Here is a 22,780-nt window from a genome sequence, read left to right as displayed (position 1 = left end):
GGTGCTAATGATGACAAAATCATTGAAGCCTATCCTCAATTGACGGCAGCAGATTTAGATAATGCCTGGGCTTATGCTGAGGCTTTTTCTACTGAAATTGCCCAAGCAATTGCTGTGAATCAGGAAGCATAGATGATTAAGTTATATGCTGACGAGAATTTTGAATTTCCAGTAGTGAGAAGACTCAGAGAAAAAGGCTACGATGTATTAACGACAAGAGAAGCGGGAAAGGATAATCAAAGAATTCCTGATGAAGACGTATTGGACTTCGCCATCAGTCAGAATCGAGCAGTGATAACACTAAATTATAATCACTTTAAAAATCTCCACAAGCAGGTGAAAATCCATAGTGGAATTGTAATTTGCAGTAGAAATAGTGATTGGGATATTTTTGCCGATTGCATCGACATGGCATTACGAGATGAAGAATCGATCGAGGGTAAATTAATTCGGGTAAATCGTCCTGTCAAATGACCTTTCCACTATTAACAAAGGCAGTCAATCTATTAGCTACGATCGAGGATCGATCGATCCAAGAAACGATCGATCTACTCAGTAGCGAAACCCAACATTCACAAATAGCTATTTAAGATCGTCGGATTCCAAATTTGTTTAACCTAATCTATAAATCTGATTTCCTTTAGGAGACAAGGAGCAATTAGTGAATTGCTCCTACTTTTGCATTGAGCCGCTAATTTTTGTTGAAATCTGCATTGAAACCTCAGTTCGGATCGGGATAAGTCTTTATTGCCGCGATCTCTAATGCAACATAATTTAACATACAATTAATATGTATAAATTATTGCTAAAAATTAATAACAAAACACTTAATTCTTAGAATAAAACAGTAGATTTATTTCTCGTTTGATGTATAAATAATCGACCTTATTTCTGTTTGTAAATATTAATTTAGAGCTGAAACATTTGTCAAATAAGGAATTCTTGTATGTATGTATGTATGTATGTATGTATGTATGTATGTATGTATGTATGTATGTATAAAATTATTGTGCGTAGTCACTTAGATTGCAATCCTCAATACTGGTAACAAAAAATAGACATTCTGTATTTTGCGACAAAAGTTTAAGTATTTTAACTGATTGAGAATACGTAATTTAACAGCTATATTCCTGAAGTTCACATTAAATTGTGCAAAAACACATATTTGCGGATGACTCAAAAATATAACTACCTTAAACCCCATGAAAAATATATCTCTCGCGATCGCTGGTGCAGCGTGTGTTGCACTAGGCGGAGTTAGCAGCGTTCAGGCGGCTACATTAATTGATACAGGTGGGAATGGTGGAAATGGGGGTACTTTCTCGCCTTTTGGTGAAACCTTTAATAGTAGCTTCGGACAAACTTTTACGGTAGGGAGCGATAATATTTTAAATGACTTTACTTTTTGGCTTAACGACAGAACCAACCCAGACGCTGTTGATTTTGCCGCTTATGTAATGGCATGGGATGGGACTAAAGCTACTGGTAGTATCATTTATCAGAGCAGTCCTCAGTCAACTAATGGAGCATCAGGATTTGAGCAGTTCACCTTCAACACAGGTGGTACTAATTTAACTTCAGGACAACAGTATGTTGCATTTTTAAGTACTTTTGGTCTCTTAGATGGAATTACGGGGCAGGCTCAGATGGGAGCAAGTTTTACTAGAACTTATTCTGGAGGAGAGGCTGTTTACACTTCCACGAACTTCGATCCTAGTAGCCCCAATAATAGTTGGATTAAACCGGAAGCCTTTGGTCTTGGTACTTTCGATGCTGCTTTCACAGCTAACTTGTCATCTGCATCTGCACAACCAGTTCCCGAACCTTCTTCGAGCTTAGGTTTACTCGTTTTCGGTGGTTTTGTAGCTGGGAAAGTACTCAAGCGTAAAAAAGCACAGCTAAAAATCGAATCCCAAGATAAGGAATAATAGTAACTTGGTTCGTTCGGCTTAGATGTTTGACAAAGTAGTCGAGCTAAACTTACTAAAATACTCGATTGCAAGGGTGTATTGTCTTCTGGTAATATACCCTTTTTAACTATTAGCTTTTAGAACTAGATTTTTCACACGATCGATCTACGTAGTTTTTCGATTGTGAGAATCGATTGGATCTAGATTAACCAGCCAGACTTTACCGCGTTTAGGAAGCATAAATTTCGGCGATATCAAGGTTAATCCATTCTTCCCATTCTGCTTTGTTCTCTTCGTAGTAAGGTAGAGCAGCTTCGGCTTGTTGTGCTAAGATGCGGCAGCGTTCTTCGATCGATAGTTTGAGAAAAGCTCGTCTATCTATGGTTTGCGGGTTAGCTTCTGACGCATCTGGGATAATCAGAATTACCTCGATCGTTTGACCGATGGGGAGATTCGGCAGATCGATCTCTATACGATTGCCAGCTTGAATGGTGGTTGTGATGTAGCGGGTTTGTTTCATGGAAATCTATCGATACTCACTAACTCTATTTTACTGCGATCGCGTTGACTGCGGGACGAGGGATATCTAACTAGATCTTCAATCTACAGCCGTAATTAAGTTCTTTGCTTCTTGTACCAAAACTTCATCCATCCAAGCATTCATACTTTTACCAGCTTTACTAGCTGCTAAAAAAATAAGTCGATGATGTTCGGCAGAGGTGCGGAACGGAAGTTTTCCTGAGAATGGTTTTTCGGGTTCTTGCCCTAACTCCGCACAAAAATCTAGATAATCATCAACTGAAGTTTGAAATTCTTGCCTAGCTTCCGCAACAGTTGTACCCTCAAAAGTCACGACATCTCGAATGTCTAATACTCGCCCATATAATAAGCCCGATTCCAAATCAACTTCGATCGACCCAACATAACCTTTATAATTTAGCATCTCAAATATCCTCGTCTTCTGGAAGTAAATCGCCACCATCAGATATGCCAGCATTCTCTAGAAAATCTCGTACGCCTTTAACCGTGCCTTTAGGTGCTTCTCGCTGCGGGTGTGGCTGATGGAAGACTGCTCTGACTCCATTTAGAACAACCCTGACTCTTGAGCCTCTTCCCTGAGATACTTCACCTCCCAACGCGCCAAACAATACCTCGATATTTTTCCAGGGAATATCGGATTTGAGGGGATTGGTGAAAATATCTACCAACGTCTTTCGCTGCTTGTTGTTTAACCAGTCAAGCATGTGTTTTCGATCGCCCAGTGCGAAACCTGATATCTATTAATGATATCAAAAATAGTCGCGATCGGTCGATCGACTATTTTTCGATGATTCTAGTGCATTCAGGGTCGTTGGCGTAGCTTCTTGCTTGTGCAAATTGATGGTAGTGAAGATTCACGATCTAATACGTGTACGTGTATGTGTATATGTTAAAATCGGGATATGTATCGAGTGTCGATCGCCATGCAACAGAAAATGACCATCACGATCGATCGAGAGGTTTATGATGCTCTCTATCGGGTTGTCGGCAAAGGAAATATTAGTAAATTCCTCGAAAACTTGGCGCGTCCTCACGTCATGAAAGAAGATCTGGCTGCTGCTTACCAAGCAATGGCAGCAGATACCGAGCGAGAGCGCGCAGCATTGGAATGGAGCGATGGACTAATTGGGAGCGTCAATGATGCTCAGGGGTGAAGTCTGGTGGGTAGATTTTGACCCCTCTGTTGGTGGAGAAATTCGGAAAACTCGACCTGCGGTGATTATTAGTAATGATGCCGCTAATGCCTCATTAAATCGCGTTCAAGTAGTTCCACTGACAAGCAACACTGGGAGGTTGTATCCTAGTGAAGCAATCGTCATTGTCGATGGCAAAGAAAGTAAAGCAATGGCAGACCAATTGACAACTGCATCGAAGGAACGGCTGGTAAATCAACTCGGTACGATCTCAGCAGACGAAATGAAATCAATCGAACGTATAGTTAAAATTCAACTTGGTATGCAACTCTAAATAAAATTGAAGTCTGCTGTCGATCGATAGCCAGAACATTAGCCTCAGCGGGGGACGCAAAAACGACGATCGTGCCCGCTCTTGCCCATTCAGGAGAATGGTATAATCTTTGATAACATCGAAAGTGGGAGCATCTTGCCCAGTTCCGGCAGCTTATGTTTAGCCGTTGGCGTAGCCGCGCTCGCAGCAGGTAATCGCGATCCTCTTACTCATCTCTTCTATGCTAGAGTCATCCTTACTCGCTCCTGGTAATATCCTCAGCAATCGTTATGAGATCGTCCGCGAACTCGGCAGAGGTGGATTTGGACGGAGTTATTTAGCCAAAGATCTTAATAAGTTTGGCGAGAAATGCGTACTCAAGGAGTTTGCGCCCCAAATTCAAACGGAATTAATTAAAGCTAAAGAGCTATTCGAGCGCGAAGCGGAAACTTTATACAAACTCAAGCACCCGCAAATTCCGGCTTTTCGGGAATTACTGCGGGTTAAGGATGGTGGTTCGGAATCGTTGCTGTTGATTCAAGATTATATCGAGGGTGAGACTTATCTCGCGCTGTTAAATCAACGTTTGGCCAAACAGCAGTTATTTAGCGAAGCCGAAGTTATTCAGTTATTGCGAGACTTATTACCAGTCATCGATTATATCCATCGGCTGGGGGTGATTCATCGCGATATTTCTCCAGATAATATCATCTATCGCGATCGAGATAAATTGCCAATTTTGATCGATTTTGGGAGCGTTAAGGAGATTGCCGTTACCTTAATTTCTCGTTATAGTAATGCCAAAATTGCCACGCGGATCGGCAAGCAAGGTTACGCGCCAGACGAACAAATGCTGCGCGGTAAGGTATCTCCAGCTAGCGATTTATATGCGATCGGGGCGACGGCTTTGACTTTACTTACAGGTAGAGATGCTAGTACGATTTATAATCCCGCTGATGCGACTTGGGAATGGCGCAAATATATCCAACTCAGTCCCCAATTCGGCACGGTAATCGATCGCTTGTTACAACACAATCCGCAGGATCGATATCAGTCAGCAGCAGAAGTACTAACATTGCTCTCCGCTGTTAATACAAATTATAACGCATTTTCAGCCATACCCACGCAATTACCGACTAATTCCACCCCATTGGTTCGCAGCAATAAAATATCGCAGCTCAAAACCATCGAAATCAGCCCTAGAAGCACCCCTCCCGTCGCCAGCCAACCGACGGAATTATCTGCCAGAGACCCTCACGAGTGGAAAAAACCTGCTTGGCAAGTTACCAAAGTGATGTCTGGGGTGTTTATTGTCTGTGCGGTCGTCAGCGGTGCCGTTAAATGGGTGCAAGCGATCGACCCGGTGAAAATGCTCAAAACCCAGGTCGATACCGTCACAGCAGGCGTTGTCAACTCGATTTCCAATCCCTTCAAATCGACACCATCGGTGCAGGAACGCCAGCAAGATTTGGCTCAACAATTAAAACAGCGCAATATCCCCGCCGCTAAATTTTATCGGCAGGTCGATCGCGCTTTCTATACCAAACATCCAGAATTAAACGGTCGATCGCTCACCAGTAAGGCAGAAGATAATAAACTACGTCAAGAATGGCAAGATCTCGCCGTCGAGATCTTGAAAACCCAGAATTAACTACATTAACTACTCGCAAATGTTAAAACGATTCCAGCGGATAACGTCCAAGTGGTTAATTTTAGGTGCGATCGCATTATTTATTGCTGTTAATATCAACCCAGTTTTAGCTAGGATACCTAGTAATCGGCAACGCAATACGATTCTGATGATTGGGGATGGCATGGGTTGGGAAATTGCCAGAGCGGCGGCGATTCAAAATGCGATTAATCGGGGTAATTCTGGTAAAACCCTCAAAGATTTTTATACCCAAGGACGCGGAGCTAGGCTCAATATGCAAACGCTCCAGGGCTATGCCCTGAGTACTACCTACGGCACCACTGTCGCGGGTAACGATGGCAAATATAGCAGCAATAATAGTGCCCTAGATGACTCCCAAAAGCTGACTGGAGCTAGTGTCGTTCGTCCTAACTTTAAATTCGACCCTAAATTTAATCCCGGTCGATCCGGCCAGAATAGCCCAGATTCAGCCAGCCCAGCAGCGGGAAATTTAGTCGGTTACGACCCGATTAAAGGTGGCGCGAACCCGTGGACTCTTGGTACCGATCGCGAGTATATTAAAGCCAGCTATCCCGACTCTGCCAATACTGCGACCACCCTCTACACGGGCGTAAAAAGCTATAATAATGCGATCGCGGTAGACATTTACGAACGCCCCCTGACAACCATCCTGAAAACCGCCGCACTCCAGGGTAAATCGACAGGCTTAGTGACCTCAGTCCCCATCGACCATGCTACGCCGGGAGCCGCGTCTGCTAATGTCAATCGGCGTAATAAATACGATCTCAATGCACCGGGAGCCACACCGCTCGATAATATTCTCCAGCAGCAACTCCGCATCTATCAACCCACCGTTCTGCTTGGCGGCGGACATCCGCTATCGAATAGTAAAGAACCGCTAGCCACAGGCATCGAGCCAGTACACACCTATATTAGCGAAGCCACCTATCGGGAACTCAGCACCAAACCTAACAGTAATATCTACAAATATACCTTCCTCGAACGCGGTGCGAATGCGGCTCAAAAATTAGCTCGAACCGCCACCAGCATCGATCCTAATCGGGGTCAGCGGTTGCTGGGTATTTATGGCGCGCGGGGACAAGCTGGCAATCTCCCGGTTAGTTCGGCAAATGGCGACTATAGTACGACTGGTTTAGATCTCGGCAAAGTTCATACTAAGCGCGGTTTACAGCCAGATACTACCCGCCCTTTGACTAAGAATGAAACCGACGCACAATTTATCAGCCGCGAACGGAATGAAAATCCCACCCTCAACGAACTAACTACCGCCGCCTTAAACGTGTTGGGTAAAGATCCCGAAGGCTTCTGGTTGATGGTCGAAGGTGGCGATATCGATTGGGCGGCTCACGATAATAATTTAGACAATCTGATTGGTACCACGCTCGATTTCGATCGATCTGTCGGTACGGTGATTAATTGGATTAAAGCGCATGGCGGTTGGGAACGCAATCAACTAATAGTTACTGCCGACCACGACCATTATTTTACACTTAATGATGATTTTCCCGAACGACTGCGCCGTCAAGGTGCCCAGAATTTAACAGACGTAGATACAGCCGCTGAAGCCGGACATTATTGGGGTTCGCAACCAGTCGTTGTCAAAGATGCAGCGGGTAAAGAGTTGCCAGAAACTGGTAAATATGGCTGGGGCAATCATACAAATCTCCCCGTACCAGTATATTATCAAGGTTATGCCTCTAATGTGCTGACTAAATCGATCGGACAAGGCTTTAAACTCTACGATAATAATATTCCTGGTATTCCCGGCTTAACCGACCAAATCCATATCTATCAAGCCCAATTAGCCGCAGTAAAAACACCAGCTATTCGATCGATTAAATAATGAAAAATTAATAGCTAAATGAATGGGTAAAACTAATTCACAGCAATCTTAAATCCTCGGCTTTTTGAAGAAGTCGGGGATCTGGCAGTCATGGTAAATTACAACTTATAACTATGCGATCGAAGACTAAATTTTCTCTCATCCTAATTTCAGGAGCCATCACTGCGGCATTAATGGTAATTCCGGTCGAGGCAAAGCCCACACTTACTAATGCCGCCCCGGTTGCTGCTGATGGGAATATTTTACAAGCTCTATTTTTAGGATTAGTTCAAGGAATTACTGAATTTTTACCGATTAGTAGCACCGCTCATTTATTGGTAACGACTAAAGCATTTGGATGGCAACAGTTAGGTCAAAAAGATTATGCCGACGCGATTCAATTTGGTAGCGTAGTTGCGGTATTTATTTACTTTTGGCAAGATATTAACACGGTAATTTCTGGGGGGATAACCGGAATTATCAAACAAGATTGGCAAGCTTTAGAAGTTAAAATATTAGCGGGAATTGCCGTTGGTACTTTACCCGCATTAATTCTCGGTTATTTAGGTAAAGATATTCTTCCCGACAGCGCACAGATTATTGCAATTATGTCAATTGTCATGGCGACTTTACTATTTGCTGCCGAACGGTTTAGTTCTCGTCAACGGGGATTCGACAAATTAGAAATTAAAGATGGTTTCTTGGTTGGTTTAGCCCAAGCTATCGCCTTAATTCCTGGTGCATCACGTTCTGGTTCGACACTTACTGCTGGTTTGTTTCTCGGTTTAGATCGCGAAACAGCCGCTAGGTTTTCGTTTTTAGTCGGCATACCAACCTTAACAGTGGCCACTTTATTTAAAGCTGTAAAAATATTTAAAGATAATGAATTACCCATTCCATTATTAGCAGTCGGCACGCTTTCTACGTTTATTTTCTCATATATTTCGATCGCGTTCCTGCTCAATTATCTCAAGCAAAAAGATACAATGATCTTCGTCTGGTATCGCTACGCTTTTGGTGCATCGATTCTCATCGCTCTGGCTACTGGTTGGAAGGGATAGATTTAAGTTCGGTAGACTGAGATCGAGCGATGTTTTGAGTTTAGCTTGTAACTCGATTATGAAAGTCATGCCTAACCCACCGTTCTCGATAACCATCGCATCCATGCGTTGCCAAAACTTGTTGTGATGCCGATAGTACCGCACCTGCAAACGATCGCAACCGACTTTCTACATCTAAAATTAACTCACCCTCTTCATCTGGTGGGCGATGTTGCCAAGCATCGGAGAACTCGATAATCTTGACGGATAGTCGATCTGGCAATACGCGCTGAAATTGCCATCGATACTCGCCAGGTTCCTCGATAAATGATGCTGTTGTATCCTCGATCCCTCTCACCACGCATTCAACGGCATACAGCAAATCGGCTAAAGCATCCGACAAATACGACGCGGTGATGCGCGCCTGTCGATCGTTAATTTCCACAATACACTCAGCCCAGCCGCTACCTGTCAAATTATATTCAATTACAATTGCCATCAGTAAAACAGCCTGCCGTGGTTAGCGATCGATAATTGTGGTAGAGAAACCCGTACAATAGAAGAGAGCAGCGGGCGGCATAAAATAGTAATTGTAATTCGATCTCCACCTGTCTGCACCCCGTACTCAGCATTCAAATCTGCTAATATGACATCCGAACTGATTCGTCAACGCTCCGATCTGATCGACACTCAAGTTATTGCCAAAGATACAGGCAAACGGCTGGGAATTGTCAAAGAGCTGCTCGTCGATATCGACAGTCGTGAAGTAGTCGCGATGGGTTTGCGCGATGGATGGCTGGCGGCTCCAGGCGGACTGGTAAAATATATGTTTCTGTCTTCGATCGAAAAAATGGGCGATGTAATTCTCGTACCCAACGATGATGCGATCGAAGATCTCGACCCTGAAAATTATACTAACTTAATTAACTGCGAAGTCATTACCGAAACTGGCGATATGCTGGGGAAAGTGCGGGGCTTTAAATTTAGCTGCGATGATGGTAAGCTCACCTCAATTATTATTGCCAGCTTTGGGATGCCGTTAATTCCCGATAATGTAATTAGTACTTATGAATTCTCGATCGATGAAGTCGTCAGTAGCGGGCCAAATCGGTTGATGGTATTTGAAGGCTGTGAAGAACGCCTCGAACAGCTTTCCGTCGGTTTCCTCGAACGCATCGGACTCGGTAAAGCCCCCTGGGAAGACGAATACAGCTATCGTCCCGCCGTCATCCGTCCGGAAAATCAATTACCTGCTGGCGTTCCACTGGCTCCACCACCACAGATAGTCCGCGCCGCACCCCCAGTCGCGCAACCCGTTTGGGAAGAGGAGGAAGAAGAGGAACAATGGCAAGAAGTTGAAGCCGCACCCCTCCCCCCACGACGGATGCAAGCAGAGCAGCCCCTCTATTACGATGATGACGATGAGGGCGAAAACTGGAACGAACCCAGTCTCGAACCACAGCGCGCTGCTAAAGTCTATGAGGATGTCGCTTACACGCCAATTCCCGCACCTGCAAAATCAGTAGTAATAGAAGAAGAAGATCTCCTGCTACTCGACGATGATATGTGGGGTGAAGATACTAAATCTCCAGCCTACCAACCTCAAAAACTCAATATTCCCGATCCTCAAAAAGTCGAGATTCCTCAAACTGTCAAGCAGGTTGAGTATCAGGAAGAAGAAGTTGAAAGTTGATAGAAATCTGTAGGTTGGGTAGCGGATGCGCGCACGCCTTTGTTCCCCGACGGTTTAGCGCACCAAGCAGAACGAATGTGAAACCCAACATCCACACGCGTGATTGATGAGGATGTTGGGTTTCGCTTTGCTTTACTCAGAGGGTGTCTGAAAAGTCAATTCTTTATAAGCTTAAACCCTAGAAATCCCCCCTAACCCCCCTTTTTAAGGGGGGAACCGGACTCTTAGTCCCCCTTTTGAAGGGGGATTAAGATCTACGATCCATATCAAAAAACCTTTTCAGACATCCTCTCAACCTACAACTAATTAGCAAAATCCAAAATCCAAAATCGAGATGAATTCAGCAGATATTAGCTCATTTCTTACCAACCGTTTTGGTAATGCTCTCAAAATTGTCGATGGCGATTCATATCAGATCGATACACCCGATTATCGGTTACTAATTATTCTTTCAGCCCAACATTCGTGGGTGCGAATGTTGGTGCCAATTGCCCCCGCAGCCGAGGCAATGACCTTTGTTGAAGAATTCCTGTCTGCAAACTTTGATGCCACCTTAGAGACCCGTTATGCGATGAATCAAGGTGTACTTTGGGGCGTGTGGCAGCATAGCGTTACTGGATTGACTACTGAAGATTTTACTACAGCGATCGATCGTTGTATCGATCTCAAACGAGTGGGAATCGATCGCGCCTTCCAAGATTTTGCCACCAAACAGGTTAAAGCGATCGTCAGTATTGCCAAACAACGTGGGGATACCCTCGAACAAACAATGCAAACACTCAATCGGTTTTATGCTGAAGGTGTCATGGGCGATATCGGTGCGACTGAAGATGTCCGCAATGAGATGATGACGGCTTGGCAATCTCAATTAGAACGATTGTGAAATCAGGAGTAATTTAATATTTATTACATTAAACGATAATTAAAGAGGAGTCGCGATGCAAGCTATTTTTTGGACGATGGAAGAAGTTGCTGCTAGAGCAAAGCAGTTTTACGAGCTTGGCATTCGGCAAGAAGTCGAATGCGAAGAAAATATCGGTCAGATGATTGTCATTGATGCGGAAACTGGTGAATACGGTATCGATCCGAGTGGTGTAGAATCAGCGTTGCAATTAAAGGGCAAAAATCCGTTAGCTCAACTATTTACCATCAGGATTGGTTATGATGTTGCGGTAGTTTTTGGTGGAGAAATGGAGCGAACTACTAAGTGATTCAAGGTAGAGTCGTGAATGGGCGACCGAATATTCAGGTGATATTTTTGTTACCAGGGCAACCTGGGTTTGGAATAGATTTTGTTGTAGATACTGGTTTTAATGACTATCTAACCTTGCCACAGCAAGCAGTTAGACTGATGAATTTACCACTTTATTCGAGTGTGTCCGCACGGTTAGCCGATAATAGCGAATCTTTATTGCCAATATACCTGGCAACTATTCAATGGGATGGTGAGGAGAAAGTGGTGCCAGTTTTAGCTACTGGAATGAAGCCGCTATTAGGCACTAGTTTGTTAAAAGGATTTCGTTTGGAGATTGATTTTGAGGCAAACGGACTAGTTTCAATATTCAAACTTTAGTCGTTTTTTCCAAGTTAAATCAGCGGTAAGACTAATTTCACAAAATAGTAAACCAGCGGTGCGGTAAAGATATAACTATCGGTGCGATCGAGCATACCACCATGTCCGGGAATTAAATCACCCGAATCTTTAACTCCAGCATCTCGCTTCATTACCGATTCGGTTAAATCGCCTAACATACTCGTCATTCCAATCAGGCTCCCCAAAGCGATACCGCCAATATACCAGTGATGCCAGTGCAACACCCACGCACCACCCATCCCCATGCCCACACTGCTCATAATTCCGCAGATTGCTCCCTCGACCGTCTTTTTAGGGCTGATTTCTGACAACCGCGTGCGTCCGAGCCATTTGCCAAATAAATACGCTCCGATATCTGTCACCATAATGCACATAAATGACAGCAGCGTAATTGTAAACGCACTCGGCAGAATGCTCAAATCTAATGTGGTTAATAATCCCGCCCAATCGGTATCAAATGGAAAGGTATGTGCAGTCTTCGGATCGAAGCCTACTCGCAACCTAATCCAGTAGCTGGGTAAATAACCTCCATAAAAGAGTCCGAATAGGGATGTAGAAATATCGGCAATTGAGGCGATTTTGGGCAGGAACAGCAGGTAAAAGCAAATTAGGGTACCTGCGACCGGAAACAGCGCATCGTCGATCCCAGAGCCAACTGCCCCCACGAGCAGCAATATTTGACTGACAACTAAGGTAATTTTACTAGCTGGTTCGATGCCTTTAGCGCGGACGAGTTTGAAATACTCACTCTGACCCAGATATACAATAATACACATCCCGATCGTAAAGTACCAGCTACCTAGCAATAACATACATAAAGCTACAGCGATCGCTACGATGGTACTGATGATGCGGGGTAGGGACATTGGGGAGATGGGAGTGGGGGGAGTGGGGGGTGTGGGGGGTGTGGGGGTGTGGGAATTAAGGATTAAGAAATGCAATTACTTATAAAGCCTATTCACTATCCACTATCCACACTTAGGCTGTCGCTCAGTGCAAGCTATTCACTCATTCAAGCTTTTCTGCGCTCAAGATAAATAGCGGATCGACGGCGGCTAGTCTGCGACTATTACCTCTGGTTTCGAGGCGATTGACGGCGGCTTGCACGACTTCGACATTGCGGGCGTGGAGTTGGGTAAAACTTTCAGACACTTCATAGAGTGCTTCGAGGCTGGCGGCGGTGACGACGATTCTGCCTGTTATTGGTAAGTATGCCCAAACTTGTTGCAAGATCGGTTTAATGCCCCTACCGCCTTCGATGCAGGCGCGTTGGGGTGGTGTGGCAATGTGTTTGAGACATTGCGGCGCACTGCCAATAACAATTTGAACATTTTTGACTTCAAAGCGATCGCAGTTGAGTTGAATCAGATTGGCTACTTCTTCATCGCGCTCGATCGCGATGATTTGTCCTTGTGGGCATAGTAACCCAATTTCTACCGGAATTGTCCCCGTCCCGGCACCAATATCCCACACGACCGAATTTGCTTCCAATCTCAAGGCAGAAATTAGCAACAATCTAATCTCGCGCTGACTCATGGGAATTCCTGGCAATCGCTCGAATAATTCGTCGGGAATCCCTGGGGATACATATTTCCACAGTTGGGACATAATGTTGGGGAACAGGGGATAGGGGATAGGTGATAGGGAACTCGATGTGCTGGGGTGCAAATTTAGGCAGGGGGAGTCCATTTACTGACATCTTACACCAGTGGTTCGATCGACTGCCAATGCTAAGTTAGAGCCTCCATCAGTCAGAGATCTTGTAGATGTGACGATCTCAAACACACCCGATCGAAAAAGTAGAAATTACAATTTGAGGCATCGCTTAACTTTCTGTTACTATACACCCCTGCGAGGTCTCGATCGTGCGTTTTTTATCTGTTGGAATTGGGCTGAATATTGCTCTGTGTGGATTGACTGCTACTAATTTAGCCGCAGTAGCCGAACCACAACCCGTTTATAACAATCGAGTTATTAGCTATAGCCCAGAAATTCCAGAGACGATCGGCAATAGAGTCATTCGGGGTACTGGGATCGAGTTTACCGTACCCAGAGGCTTTAATGGTGGCGTTCCCGCTAGTGTGGATACTAAAGAGATCGCGACAGAAGCTAAACGACTGTACCCGTCGATGTCTTCGTTTGTAAATGCATTGGAGACAGATCCGACATTTTTGAGAGCGATTGCCATTAATATTGCCAAACAAGAGCCAGAAATCGTGCTGATTACCCAGCTCCCGGTACCTGGAACCATGGGATTGGTAGAATTACACGATACCATGTCTAAAATGTTGCCTTCGGTACTACCGACCGGATTTAAACTGGTAGAGCACAAAATCGACACAGTGGGTTCGCGCCAAATCGTCCGATTGACGATCGATGTGGACTTAGAAGGCACTAAATTTAAACAATCGATCGGGATGTTTAAAGAAGGGAATGAAATATTTCAGGTAACATACGTTCATGGCGAAAATACGCGCCAAGCTCGACCGATATTCGATCGGATGATTTCTAGCTTCAAAGCTACACCAACAGAGGCAGTGACGACATCAGCCAAGTGAACTACCCAACACTCACCCGAAGCGGGTAGAGTGTGGGCTTCTCCCTTCAACAACCATCGCCGCCACAGCAGTAGACTTACGCCCATACTGTTTTGGTCTTACATAGCCTTCAGGAGCAATAACGCTGGTTCCCAACGTCAATACGCGCAAGCCTTCATTTTTGATATTTATCGCCGCGTTAATGTCTCTGTCATGTCTTTGATTACAGTGGGGACAATCAAATTCACGCACGGACAGATCCATCTTTGGTAGTGGTTTCAATGTGTCAGAACAAAGATGAGTTGATGCAAAGAATCGACCTATTTCTAGATAAACTTTGCCAACCATTTCGGCTTTGTACTTGAGCATAGTGCAGAACATTCCCCAGCCAGCATCAGATATTGCTTTAGCTAGACAATGGTTTTTAACCATGTTTCTCACTGCCAGATTTTCTACTACTATGACTTGGTTCTCGTCTACTATCTTGCGCGATAGTTTGTGTAGAAAATCTTCGCGGACTCTTTTAATTTTAGAGTGAATCTTGGCTACTGCAAGCTTCGCTTTACGACGATTATTGGTCGTTTTGTCCTTCTCTTGAAAAGGTGCTCCACTTGGGGAAACAAGCGACGTTTTGGGGCGCGACGTTTTCGGGGGAAGCTTCCCCCGAAAAGCTCGCTTGGGAAGCTTCCCCCCAAAAGCTCGCGCCCCAAGACCGCACTTTCCGTTCTTGCGGGATAGCTTTTTCTGCTTACGAGCTAGATTGTTCTCATGTTTCTTAGTAGCTTTAGGGTGCTGATACTTAGATCCAGTTGAGGTGACGGCGAAATCGGTTAGACCTAGATCTATTCCAATCACATTACCCTCAGTACTAGACTCAGGACATTGAATACCGTCATCAACCAGCATCGAAGCAAAGTATCTACCATCAGGATTCTTGGATAAAGTCACAGTTTTAACTTTGCCTTCAATATCCCGATGAACCCTAGCTTCAACTACACCCAATTTACCTGGAAACTTAATCTCACAATCGCTCAAAACTTTGACGTTTTGAGGGTATTGAATTGACTGTTTCCCTTGACGTTTTTTGAATGTGGGATACATTGCTCGACCGTCAAAGAAGTTACCAAAAGCCACACCTAGATTCAAAACTGACTGTTGAAGGCATTGTGAGTAACACTCAGATAACCAATCAAATTCAGCTTTCCATAAGGGTATGGACTTCTTCATTGTCATGGCTGTAACGCCTTTACCAGTCTCTTGATAAGTCGCGGTCATTGTAGCCAAAGATTGATTCCAAACCCAACGCACACAACCAAAAGCCTGGGCAAGATGTATTTGCTGGGCTTCACTTGGGTAGATTCGGACTTTGACAGCTTTTAACACAAACTTAGAGTACTTCTTTGACTGCTCTAAGAATATTGTAGTTTGAAATATGGGTAAGTGCAAGGGATTTGTTCACCTACTCATCCATCCGCCCATCTCCCGCCCGCTCGCGCCTTTTCGTCTCGTGGGCGGATGGAATCGGCGGTTCACGCGCGCATTCATCAAGGGCGTTCACCGAGGCGGTAGAGCGCGGGGCTTCTGCTGGTTCAGCTAAATCTGCGGTTTCAATTGGGGCGATTTCGCGGATGTGTGGAGATCGAACGCGATCGTAGACTGGAGTAAGTGCAACAAAAATTAGCAAAATCGCGTCAGCCTTAATGCTAGTTGTTAAAATTAAGATTAACGATCGTCGCTCCGACACACATCACTAAATTTGGTAAAAGATTTATGTTCGCTAGAGTAGCTTTACTCCGTCAGTGGTTGCAACGACGGTGGTTATATTCCTGTATTGGTGCGCTGACAGTGGGTTTTATCGTTGTCGGACAACCCCAAGTCGGACGAGCGACTGACTGGATTCAAATCCTAATTCAGGGTGCCCAAATCGTGCAGTTGTCGAATGTCTCCGATGCTCAGGAAGCTAGTCTTGGTGCAGAGACAAATCGTGCTATTCTCAGCGAGAAGGTAAAACTTTCGCAGAACTCAGTCGTTAATAATTATGTCAACCAGATCGGTCAACGTTTAGCCAGAACTAGTGCCAGACCGAATATTAAATATACGTTCCAAGTCGTCGAAGATGACTCGATCAATGCTTTTGCGACGATGGGAGGCTTTGTATATGTCAATACTGGTTTGGTTAAAGCTGCCGATAATGAAGCCCAGTTAGCTGGTGTCATCGGGCACGAGATCGGGCACATTACAGGTCGTCATTCGCTCCAACATATCAAACAAGCCGCAATTACTCAAGGTCTGACTTCTTTAGCTGGACTCGATCGGGATACGATCGTCCAGATGGGGGTACAATTGGCTCTAACGTTGCCCAATAGCCGTCAGGATGAATATGATGCCGATCGACGCGGTTTGACGAATATGATTCAAACTGGGTATGCACCGATGGCGATGCCTGAGTTTATGAAGAAGTTGAGTCGGGGTAATTCAGCTCCAGAATTTCTCAGCTCTCACCCAGCGGTAACCGAGCGCGTCGCCAATCTGCAAAAAATGATTCCCGCCGCTTATAAGAATCGCACCGATGGTTTAAATGCCAGTACTTACAAGCAAAATTTACGCGGTTTCTTCTAGAATTACACCATTCGATCGAACAGAATATACCCGACTTCGCTAAACGGTAGCTTAAAAAGGGGGGCTTTAAACCCTATTTTTAAGCTATCCATTACCCCCGATTATCCAATAATTGCAATGTGGATTCAATAATATGCGTAAAACCCCAACGATCTAGGGATCTTGGGTTTCGAGGATCGACCCAACCTACAAATCTGGATATGTTCGAGTATCGATCGGATCGGCTTTACTACTGACATCCTGCTAATGAATGAGTCTAAAAGTTAGATTTATTCTTGGATCGACCTTCTTTTTTGTCTTGGCAATTTGATGCAGCCAGAATGACTGACATTCTCCAGTCATCAATAGCAAACTACCGTGAGTTAAATCGATGTTAATGAATTGTTTATGGTTGGGATGGTCGGGATTTTTATGTTTGAGAGAAAATTTTCTAGTTCCGCCAAAACTAACCGACCCAATTACGGGATTCTCAGCCAATTTTGGTTCATCATCTGCGTGCCAGGAAACAGAATCATTTCCATCGCGATAGTAATTTAGCAACACACCATTGAAAGATCGATCGCAGACAGATTCAATTTTAGTTTTGATATCCAAAAGTAATAGATGCCATGCTTTTGAATTCATGGTAATACCTGAATAAGTATACGAGATGTCTCCATACCAAGCTGTCAAACGTGGGAGTGGAATCGATTTCCCATACATTTTTATGTATTCTTGGCTCCAGTCGATTTCAGCGGTTAAAATTTCGAGGATTCGATCGCTTTCATTTATGTCGAAAAAATGCTCGTACAAAATGACTCGTCCATCATCGATCGAGATAATTTGCTGGTTTGATGATGAAGAAGTATTATCGAATAGATCGGGCTGGTTTATCATTTAATTACATTCACTATTTAATAATTATGAATATAGCAATCCTATTTAATTTGCGAGTAGGGGCAATTCATGAATTGCCCCTACTCACATCCTAGATAAAAACACAATCTTACAAATGATTTAGAATTGCTATATATCGATTCCTAAGTTTCGATCGCCACATATCGGAACCCAATTGAATATCGCTCCTCTTTAACAGGCATTAGTCTGTGCTCGTAATCCCAGCGAGAACAGCCATCAATCAGATACATAGAACCAGATGTTAGTTCTGTTTCAAAGGAAATTAGATTAGTTCGCTTAGGGCGAAACTGAAATCGACCAGATCCTGCTAAACTTATTCCGACCACTAAGTCTCCAAAACGTGGCGCGTCTACGTGCCAGCCGATACCAGCACTAACTTGATATCGAGTGATGATACACTGATTGAATTCAGCTTGAGGGGAACAATTTGCTAGGGCTTTTTGGGCTAATGCAAGCAAGAATGGTGGCATTGGTTCGGCGGCGGCTAATTGTTTTCCCTTCAGAATATAAGCATAGCCGAATTGAGATGTAGTGCGTTTCAGGCGTTTGCCCCGAAAGCTGGCTTCTTGATATTCAAAGGCTGAAATTTGGCACAGAAGCTCGGTTTGTTCATTAATAGTGAGGAAATTTGATATCAAAGAAAAGCCATCGGGGGCAGTTGTCATCGGAAGTGTTTTAGTCATGATTAATTGCTCACTACTCATCGTCGAATTAGCTAAATTTGATGCCGTCTTGCCGAGATACCAGTCGCCGCATCATGTCTAAGTTATGCTCGGTAAGGTTCAGGGCGCAGTCAACCCAGATCTCGACGATCTCAAGCAACTCGGCGTATTCAATTTGCTGAACGCGGCGGCGCGTTTTCCCAATCGCATTTAGAGAATTCCGGCGACGCTTACGAGAATCGATTAACTCTGAGATGCCAGTTTCTCCATCGCCATCCTCGACGATAAAATGGATTAAGCCTTTGTCTAGCATTTCACCTGCGGTATAGATTTTGCCGCTTGTTATGAGTTCTTCGGCACAACGCAGACCGATGCGACGATAGAGCAAAGAATACGCGCCCATTCCTGGAAACATCCCAAACTTGATTTCGGGGAATCCAAAGCGCGAACTCCTCTCAGCCACAATGATGTCGCAGGAGAGGGCTGTTTCAAAGCCGCCCCCCAAAGCGTCGCCCTGAACTAGTGAAATCGTGGTAACGGGCAAATTGAATGCTGAGTAACAAGCATAAATCACGTCAATACAGGCGCGAGCGTAGTCGAGCAAATCAGACCGATCTTGCGTGAGGCTTGACCGTAAAAACAGTTCGATATCGCCCCCCAGGTTAAATACACCAGGAAGCTTGGAAGCCAGCACTACATATTCGATCGAACATAATTCTCCTTGATACTCAATTTGAGTTTGGCTCTGCGAAAGAAACTCGCAATAGGATTTCAAGTCACCAAGGAGAGCCATATTAAAGCATGGGCGCGGGGATGGATGCCATATCGACCACATTGCTCTTTGTTCGGGCTGGTAATAGGCGCACAACTGTTCCGAGAAGTTGATGTTCAGCATGAGGTAGATTCTGCTAGAGTTGCTTTCCCTCTTAATTGGGTTAATATTTGAAATTTATAGATAAATCTTTGTGAAGATATCAATTTGAGAATGCTTGACCTTAGCTACCAAGGGAGCGAATCCGTCGATCGATCTCATCGATCGTCAGCGTCTCCTCAAGAACACAATCAGTAGAATGAGATAATTGACTCATGATTTTGATTTGTTGATAACGATCTTCTGCTTCTGCTTGAACATTTCGGAATTTCTCTTGGAGATTATTCAGATCGTTAAATTTAGCTAACTCTCGATCGCCACCCATCGATTTATTCATCGCCATAGAAGCTGCTAGTGATTGAAACTCGATTTCTAACAGGGTTAATTTAGATTGCTCTTGGGTATGATAATCGTTGGCGTTAATTAGCATCTCCTGAGCGCGATCGAGCCGCACCTTTAATTCGGGTAAAATCCGCTCGATTCCAATCGATCTTGCCATTGATAATCGAGCTTCAACGATATTGCCCGATCGCTGAAGCTCAAAAGCTTTGCTAACTAAATTTTGATGTTCTTGCGATTTCTGATTGTATTGGCGTTCGATCTCTTGAGAAATCGATCGAACTCGATCGACTGCCCTTTCCATCTCGGTAACTTTTGCTGCAATTGAAATCAATAATTGTGTCGCATGTTCGAGAGCAATTTCATCAGTGGATTTAACTGTTGTTGGTGGTTCGGTTGGCATCTGCCAGAGCCAATCCCAAGTATTAATAATCTTTTTGCCGAGAGTGTCGCCCATCAACCAGATAATTAGGTCGTTCATGATTTATTGTTGATGTTAGTGGATAGTAAATAGTGAATAGTGGATGGTAACTATTCACTATTCAATCAGCCTGTTTGAGAGTTAAAATCTAGAATGCTAATTTGAACCCGTTACATTTGCTGATATCGCAATGAGGCGTAATTAGACTGTTAATATTCTCGGCTCGATCGCTACCTCGGAAGGAAATCTTGCCTGTGATGCCGCGCACATTAAAATTGGGGTTGCTAAGTGCTTTTTGAACTGCTTCTCGATCGTCAGCTTTATCTAGAGCAGATAATAAGACTTGCATGGCATCGTAACTGTTAATTATGCGATCCTGGACTTGTGTCTTCTCACCCCACCAACTTGGAGCGTTGTTAAATTTGCCGACATCAATGTACTTGAGGTCGCTAGAATGAATTGGGACGCTAATTGTCAAGCCTTTTAAGAATTGTGGGTTGACCTGGAAAAGGTAAGCATCCTGAAGAATAGAATTAGCTAGAATTGGCAATTCTCCTTTGTTTGCTTTAACTACAGATAATACCCTGTCTCGTTCGATGGGATCTGTATACGCATCAGGAAATAAAACTAGTGCCTTAGCTCCGGCTGCTTTGGCAACAGCAATTTCTTGAGCGGCATTATTCGGGCTAGTCAGATCGAATTCTTTGACGATCGTGTTGGGTCGAATTTGAGATAGAAATGCTGCTTTTAGGGATTCACTGAACTTTTTATTTGGCGTGTAGAATAGCGCGATTTTGTCGTATTTGCTAGCCCATTTTGCTGCCATGTCTTTAGCACTAACGATGTTGCTACTGACGACGCGGTAGAAGTAGTTATTACTATCTAGATTCGTGAGTTCGTCAGATGTACTTGTAGCTGACAGGAGAACAGTTTTAGCCTGTTGGTAGATATCTTTGACCCGGACGGTTACGTTTGAACTGTAAGCTCCAATGACAGCCAAAATATCTGGATGTTTGACCAATTCAGTAGCGATTTTAGTTGCTTCATTTGGGTCGTTGCTATCATCGGCTGTTATCACTCGTAGTTGCCAATCATGCCCAGCTTGATTCCATTCCTCTTGCGCTTGGGCGATCCCCTTGAGTATACTGGTCGCTACGAAGATGGGGGTGCTGCTGGCAGGCAATAGTGCGGCGATGGTTTTAGTTTTGACAGCCTTATTTTGGGAGAGTTTAGTATTATTTAAAGCTACTAGGGATTCTGGATCTTTGGCGATACTGAAATCCTTTTCTAGATTTTCAATTCCTTGCCGATGGTCTTTTTCTTTAATAGCCTTAAACCCAGCCTGCTTATCGAGTCGGGAGAGTCCGCCAGGGGGCGTGAGAATTATTTCTTCTCCACAAGTAATCCGATCGAGACTGAAAGCAGCTTCGCAAATCGACGATCCGGTATTGGTAAACGGGATGGTAATATGAGTGATATTTGTAGCAATAATAATGCTAACCAGCGCGATCGCAATATATACGATCGGGGGTAGCTTGGGAAACTTTAATTTCATTGATGAAATCCTCCGGTATGTCCTCATTAGAGTTATTGGGAAGAATTCACCCATTTATTATTTAAAATCTAAAAGTAGTCCGAATCGTCCCTACCCAAATCGATGAATTATTGCGATCGTGTTCGGGATTAGTTATCACCAGTAGCCCTGGGGTGATGTCGATATTGTCATTTATTTTGAATTTGTAGATAGTTTCTAAATGTAGTGAGGTATCGCGATCTCGATCGGATTTTGGTGGTACGCCGACGATGATACCCAGGGTGTTACCTGGTGCGCCGACATTATTGGCGGCAATACTCACTGCATAATTGGTAGATTGGCTGGTGAGTGCGCTGGTTGTCGATCGCGCCTCAGTCAGTCCCCACCAGCCAGAGATGGTGACATCTTGCCCGATCTGATGACTCGCATTGAGTCCGTAGTGTTGGGCGGTGGTTGGTTCGTCGAAGGGATTATTGGCGGTAAGGCTGCCCGTTGCGCCTGTGATGCCGCTGCCGTTGGGATGGTAGGAGCGTGCATAGGTAATGCCAAATTTGAGGTCCTTGCTTGGCTCGTATTTTACTTGCCCGATAACGGCATTCGCACCGCTAAAGAAACCGCCATTGCTGGGATTTGCCGCGATGAGGCTGGGCGCGGTGTAGCTGCCAGAGGCACTCCAGTGGGGCGAAAATTGGTGTTTGAGGGTGATGCCGCTGCCGTCGTTGCTGAGGCGGTAGATAGGCTGATATCGTCCGAAACGGGACATCGATCCGGTGGATGAATTAGCCAGGGGGGAAAAGTTATCCAGATTGTCGCTGTATCCGCTCCCTGTAATCTCGACGATCGCTTGAGTGCGATCGCTAATGGGAAACTGGTAGTGGAGTAACGAGAGATTGACATTGCCTTTAGTGCCGTCATAGCCCAGGCGCGTCATATTCGTACCTGTAACGCTGGTATTGAGCGGGGTAGAGTTGCCAGTCTCTAATCTGACTTTAAATCGATCGTCGGGGGTGAATTTAGTTTCGATATTGAACCGGACACGGTTGTCAAATACTACTTGACTATTGGCTCGATCGATTTGGTTTACGCCGCCATAACCTGCGGTGCCAAATAGTACTTCGCCGGAAATTTTTATTTTTGATTCGGTTGGGGGGAGTGGTTGGGCTTGAAGTGATGGGGGGTTGAG

At 44.5% G+C, this 22,780-nt stretch carries 28 protein-coding genes; 14 read left to right on the top strand and 14 right to left on the bottom strand.

The features are described from left to right. The 3 genes from RMO79_RS24450 to RMO79_RS06285 form a co-directional block, all read left to right on the top strand. Positions 1-132: DUF433 domain-containing protein (locus RMO79_RS24450; protein ID WP_396136539.1), on the top strand; the 132-nt coding region annotated here is incomplete at its 5' end. Beyond that, positions 133-474, top strand: coding sequence for a DUF5615 family PIN-like protein (locus RMO79_RS06290; protein ID WP_310482204.1), 342 nt, complete (start codon positions 133-135; stop codon positions 472-474). Positions 475-1,202: 728 nt separating this feature from the next. Beyond that, positions 1,203-1,928: a PEP-CTERM sorting domain-containing protein gene (locus RMO79_RS06285; RefSeq protein WP_310482203.1), complete on the top strand. Its 726-nt coding sequence runs from the start codon at positions 1,203-1,205 to the stop codon at positions 1,926-1,928. Between the two features lie 211 nt (positions 1,929-2,139). Here RMO79_RS06285 and RMO79_RS06280 read toward each other — a convergent pair whose 3' ends face one another. The 3 genes from RMO79_RS06280 to RMO79_RS06270 all read right to left on the bottom strand — a co-directional run bounded on the left by RMO79_RS06280 (position 2,140) and on the right by RMO79_RS06270 (position 3,154). Continuing rightward, positions 2,140-2,430 carry a hypothetical protein gene (locus tag RMO79_RS06280; RefSeq protein WP_310482202.1) on the bottom strand — a complete coding sequence of 97 codons (291 nt, stop codon included), beginning with the start codon at positions 2,428-2,430 and terminating at the stop codon, positions 2,140-2,142. 78 nt (positions 2,431-2,508) lie between these two features. Next, positions 2,509-2,853, bottom strand: coding sequence for a type II toxin-antitoxin system HicB family antitoxin (locus tag RMO79_RS06275; RefSeq protein WP_310482201.1), 345 nt, complete (start codon positions 2,851-2,853; stop codon positions 2,509-2,511). A gap of 1 nt (position 2,854) precedes the next feature. Continuing rightward, the gene (locus RMO79_RS06270; protein ID WP_310482200.1) at positions 2,855-3,154 is read right to left on the bottom strand and encodes a type II toxin-antitoxin system HicA family toxin; all 300 of its coding nucleotides are present in this window, start codon (positions 3,152-3,154) and stop codon (positions 2,855-2,857) included. A 219-nt stretch (positions 3,155-3,373) separates the two neighbouring features. Here RMO79_RS06270 and RMO79_RS06265 point away from each other — a divergent pair, with 219 nt between their 5' ends. The 5 genes from RMO79_RS06265 (at position 3,374) to RMO79_RS06245 (ending at position 8,451) form a co-directional block, all read left to right on the top strand. Next, on the top strand, positions 3,374-3,604 hold the full coding sequence (locus RMO79_RS06265) for an addiction module antitoxin (protein ID WP_310482199.1): 231 nt from the start codon (positions 3,374-3,376) through the stop codon (positions 3,602-3,604). Further along, a complete protein-coding gene (locus RMO79_RS06260) occupies positions 3,591-3,917 on the top strand; it encodes a type II toxin-antitoxin system PemK/MazF family toxin (RefSeq protein WP_396136538.1) in 327 nt (108 codons plus the stop codon). Before RMO79_RS06265 ends, RMO79_RS06260 begins: the two co-directional genes overlap by 14 nt. Before the next feature lie 220 nt (positions 3,918-4,137). Continuing rightward, entirely contained in the window at positions 4,138-5,547 is a 1,410-nt protein-coding gene (locus RMO79_RS06255) for a serine/threonine-protein kinase (RefSeq protein ID WP_310482197.1), read from the top strand. A gap of 19 nt (positions 5,548-5,566) precedes the next feature. Next, entirely contained in the window at positions 5,567-7,411 is a 1,845-nt protein-coding gene (locus RMO79_RS06250) for an alkaline phosphatase (RefSeq protein ID WP_310482196.1), read from the top strand. Between the two features lie 113 nt (positions 7,412-7,524). Beyond that, positions 7,525-8,451, top strand: coding sequence for an undecaprenyl-diphosphate phosphatase (locus RMO79_RS06245; protein ID WP_310482195.1), 927 nt, complete (start codon positions 7,525-7,527; stop codon positions 8,449-8,451). Between the two features lie 40 nt (positions 8,452-8,491). Here the strand turns inward: RMO79_RS06245 and RMO79_RS06240 are convergent, their stop codons facing one another. Beyond that, positions 8,492-8,929, bottom strand: a complete 438-nt coding sequence (locus RMO79_RS06240) for a hypothetical protein (protein WP_310482194.1) — start codon at positions 8,927-8,929, stop codon at positions 8,492-8,494. A 147-nt stretch (positions 8,930-9,076) separates the two neighbouring features. Between RMO79_RS06240 and RMO79_RS06235 the strand changes: the two genes are divergently transcribed. The 4 genes from RMO79_RS06235 to RMO79_RS06220 all read left to right on the top strand — a co-directional run bounded on the left by RMO79_RS06235 (position 9,077) and on the right by RMO79_RS06220 (position 11,696). Further along, entirely contained in the window at positions 9,077-10,123 is a 1,047-nt protein-coding gene (locus RMO79_RS06235; protein WP_310482193.1) for a PRC-barrel domain-containing protein, read from the top strand. A 334-nt stretch (positions 10,124-10,457) separates the two neighbouring features. Beyond that, entirely contained in the window at positions 10,458-11,006 is a 549-nt protein-coding gene (locus RMO79_RS06230) for a hypothetical protein (RefSeq protein WP_310482192.1), read from the top strand. A gap of 55 nt (positions 11,007-11,061) precedes the next feature. Continuing rightward, positions 11,062-11,334 (top strand): hypothetical protein, encoded by a 273-nt coding sequence (locus RMO79_RS06225; protein WP_310482191.1) that lies wholly within the window; start codon positions 11,062-11,064, stop codon positions 11,332-11,334. Then, positions 11,331-11,696 (top strand): clan AA aspartic protease, encoded by a 366-nt coding sequence (locus RMO79_RS06220; protein WP_310482190.1) that lies wholly within the window; start codon positions 11,331-11,333, stop codon positions 11,694-11,696. The genes RMO79_RS06225 and RMO79_RS06220 overlap by 4 nt, the downstream gene beginning before the upstream one ends. 14 nt (positions 11,697-11,710) lie before the next feature. Here RMO79_RS06220 and RMO79_RS06215 read toward each other — a convergent pair whose 3' ends face one another. Both RMO79_RS06215 and cbiT read right to left on the bottom strand, forming a co-directional pair. Continuing rightward, the gene (locus RMO79_RS06215; protein WP_310482189.1) at positions 11,711-12,583 is read right to left on the bottom strand and encodes a phosphatidate cytidylyltransferase; all 873 of its coding nucleotides are present in this window, start codon (positions 12,581-12,583) and stop codon (positions 11,711-11,713) included. A gap of 142 nt (positions 12,584-12,725) precedes the next feature. After that, on the bottom strand, positions 12,726-13,328 hold the full coding sequence (gene cbiT / locus RMO79_RS06210; RefSeq protein ID WP_396136537.1) for a precorrin-6Y C5,15-methyltransferase subunit CbiT: 603 nt from the start codon (positions 13,326-13,328) through the stop codon (positions 12,726-12,728). A gap of 254 nt (positions 13,329-13,582) precedes the next feature. Between cbiT and RMO79_RS06205 the strand changes: the two genes are divergently transcribed. Then, positions 13,583-14,275: a hypothetical protein gene (locus RMO79_RS06205; protein WP_310482187.1), complete on the top strand. Its 693-nt coding sequence runs from the start codon at positions 13,583-13,585 to the stop codon at positions 14,273-14,275. A 12-nt stretch (positions 14,276-14,287) separates the two neighbouring features. Here RMO79_RS06205 and RMO79_RS06200 read toward each other — a convergent pair whose 3' ends face one another. Together RMO79_RS06200 and RMO79_RS06195 are read right to left on the bottom strand one after the other, a co-directional pair. Next, positions 14,288-15,637: an RNA-guided endonuclease TnpB family protein gene (locus tag RMO79_RS06200; protein ID WP_310482186.1), complete on the bottom strand. Its 1,350-nt coding sequence runs from the start codon at positions 15,635-15,637 to the stop codon at positions 14,288-14,290. A 76-nt stretch (positions 15,638-15,713) separates the two neighbouring features. After that, on the bottom strand, positions 15,714-15,998 hold the full coding sequence (locus RMO79_RS06195; RefSeq protein WP_310482185.1) for a hypothetical protein: 285 nt from the start codon (positions 15,996-15,998) through the stop codon (positions 15,714-15,716). A gap of 26 nt (positions 15,999-16,024) precedes the next feature. Here RMO79_RS06195 and RMO79_RS06190 point away from each other — a divergent pair, with 26 nt between their 5' ends. After that, positions 16,025-16,873: a M48 family metallopeptidase gene (locus tag RMO79_RS06190; RefSeq protein ID WP_310482184.1), complete on the top strand. Its 849-nt coding sequence runs from the start codon at positions 16,025-16,027 to the stop codon at positions 16,871-16,873. A gap of 243 nt (positions 16,874-17,116) precedes the next feature. On the opposite strand, the gene RMO79_RS06185 is transcribed toward RMO79_RS06190, so the two are convergent. From RMO79_RS06185 to RMO79_RS06160, 6 genes are all read right to left on the bottom strand, one after another. Continuing rightward, the gene (locus tag RMO79_RS06185; protein WP_310482183.1) at positions 17,117-17,749 is read right to left on the bottom strand and encodes an alpha-ketoglutarate-dependent dioxygenase AlkB; all 633 of its coding nucleotides are present in this window, start codon (positions 17,747-17,749) and stop codon (positions 17,117-17,119) included. A gap of 143 nt (positions 17,750-17,892) precedes the next feature. After that, positions 17,893-18,453 (bottom strand): alpha-ketoglutarate-dependent dioxygenase AlkB, encoded by a 561-nt coding sequence (locus RMO79_RS06180; RefSeq protein WP_310482182.1) that lies wholly within the window; start codon positions 18,451-18,453, stop codon positions 17,893-17,895. Between the two features lie 28 nt (positions 18,454-18,481). Beyond that, the gene (locus RMO79_RS06175) at positions 18,482-19,327 is read right to left on the bottom strand and encodes a crotonase/enoyl-CoA hydratase family protein (RefSeq protein ID WP_310482181.1); all 846 of its coding nucleotides are present in this window, start codon (positions 19,325-19,327) and stop codon (positions 18,482-18,484) included. 100 nt (positions 19,328-19,427) lie between these two features. Further along, positions 19,428-20,123, bottom strand: a complete 696-nt coding sequence (locus RMO79_RS06170; RefSeq protein WP_310482180.1) for a hypothetical protein — start codon at positions 20,121-20,123, stop codon at positions 19,428-19,430. 88 nt (positions 20,124-20,211) lie between these two features. After that, complete coding sequence (locus RMO79_RS06165) at positions 20,212-21,618, bottom strand: ABC transporter substrate-binding protein (protein WP_310482179.1); 1,407 nt, start codon at positions 21,616-21,618, stop codon at positions 20,212-20,214. 61 nt (positions 21,619-21,679) lie between these two features. After that, a partial coding sequence (locus RMO79_RS06160; protein ID WP_310482178.1) for an iron uptake porin occupies positions 21,680-22,780 on the bottom strand: 1,101 nt, incomplete at its 5' end.

Source organism: Chamaesiphon sp. VAR_48_metabat_403 (assembly GCF_031422475.1).
In the GTDB taxonomy this organism is placed as follows: domain Bacteria; phylum Cyanobacteriota; class Cyanobacteriia; order Cyanobacteriales; family Chamaesiphonaceae; genus Chamaesiphon.
Note: the sequence above shows the minus strand (reverse complement) of the source record. Positions and strands in the feature narration are given on the sequence as shown.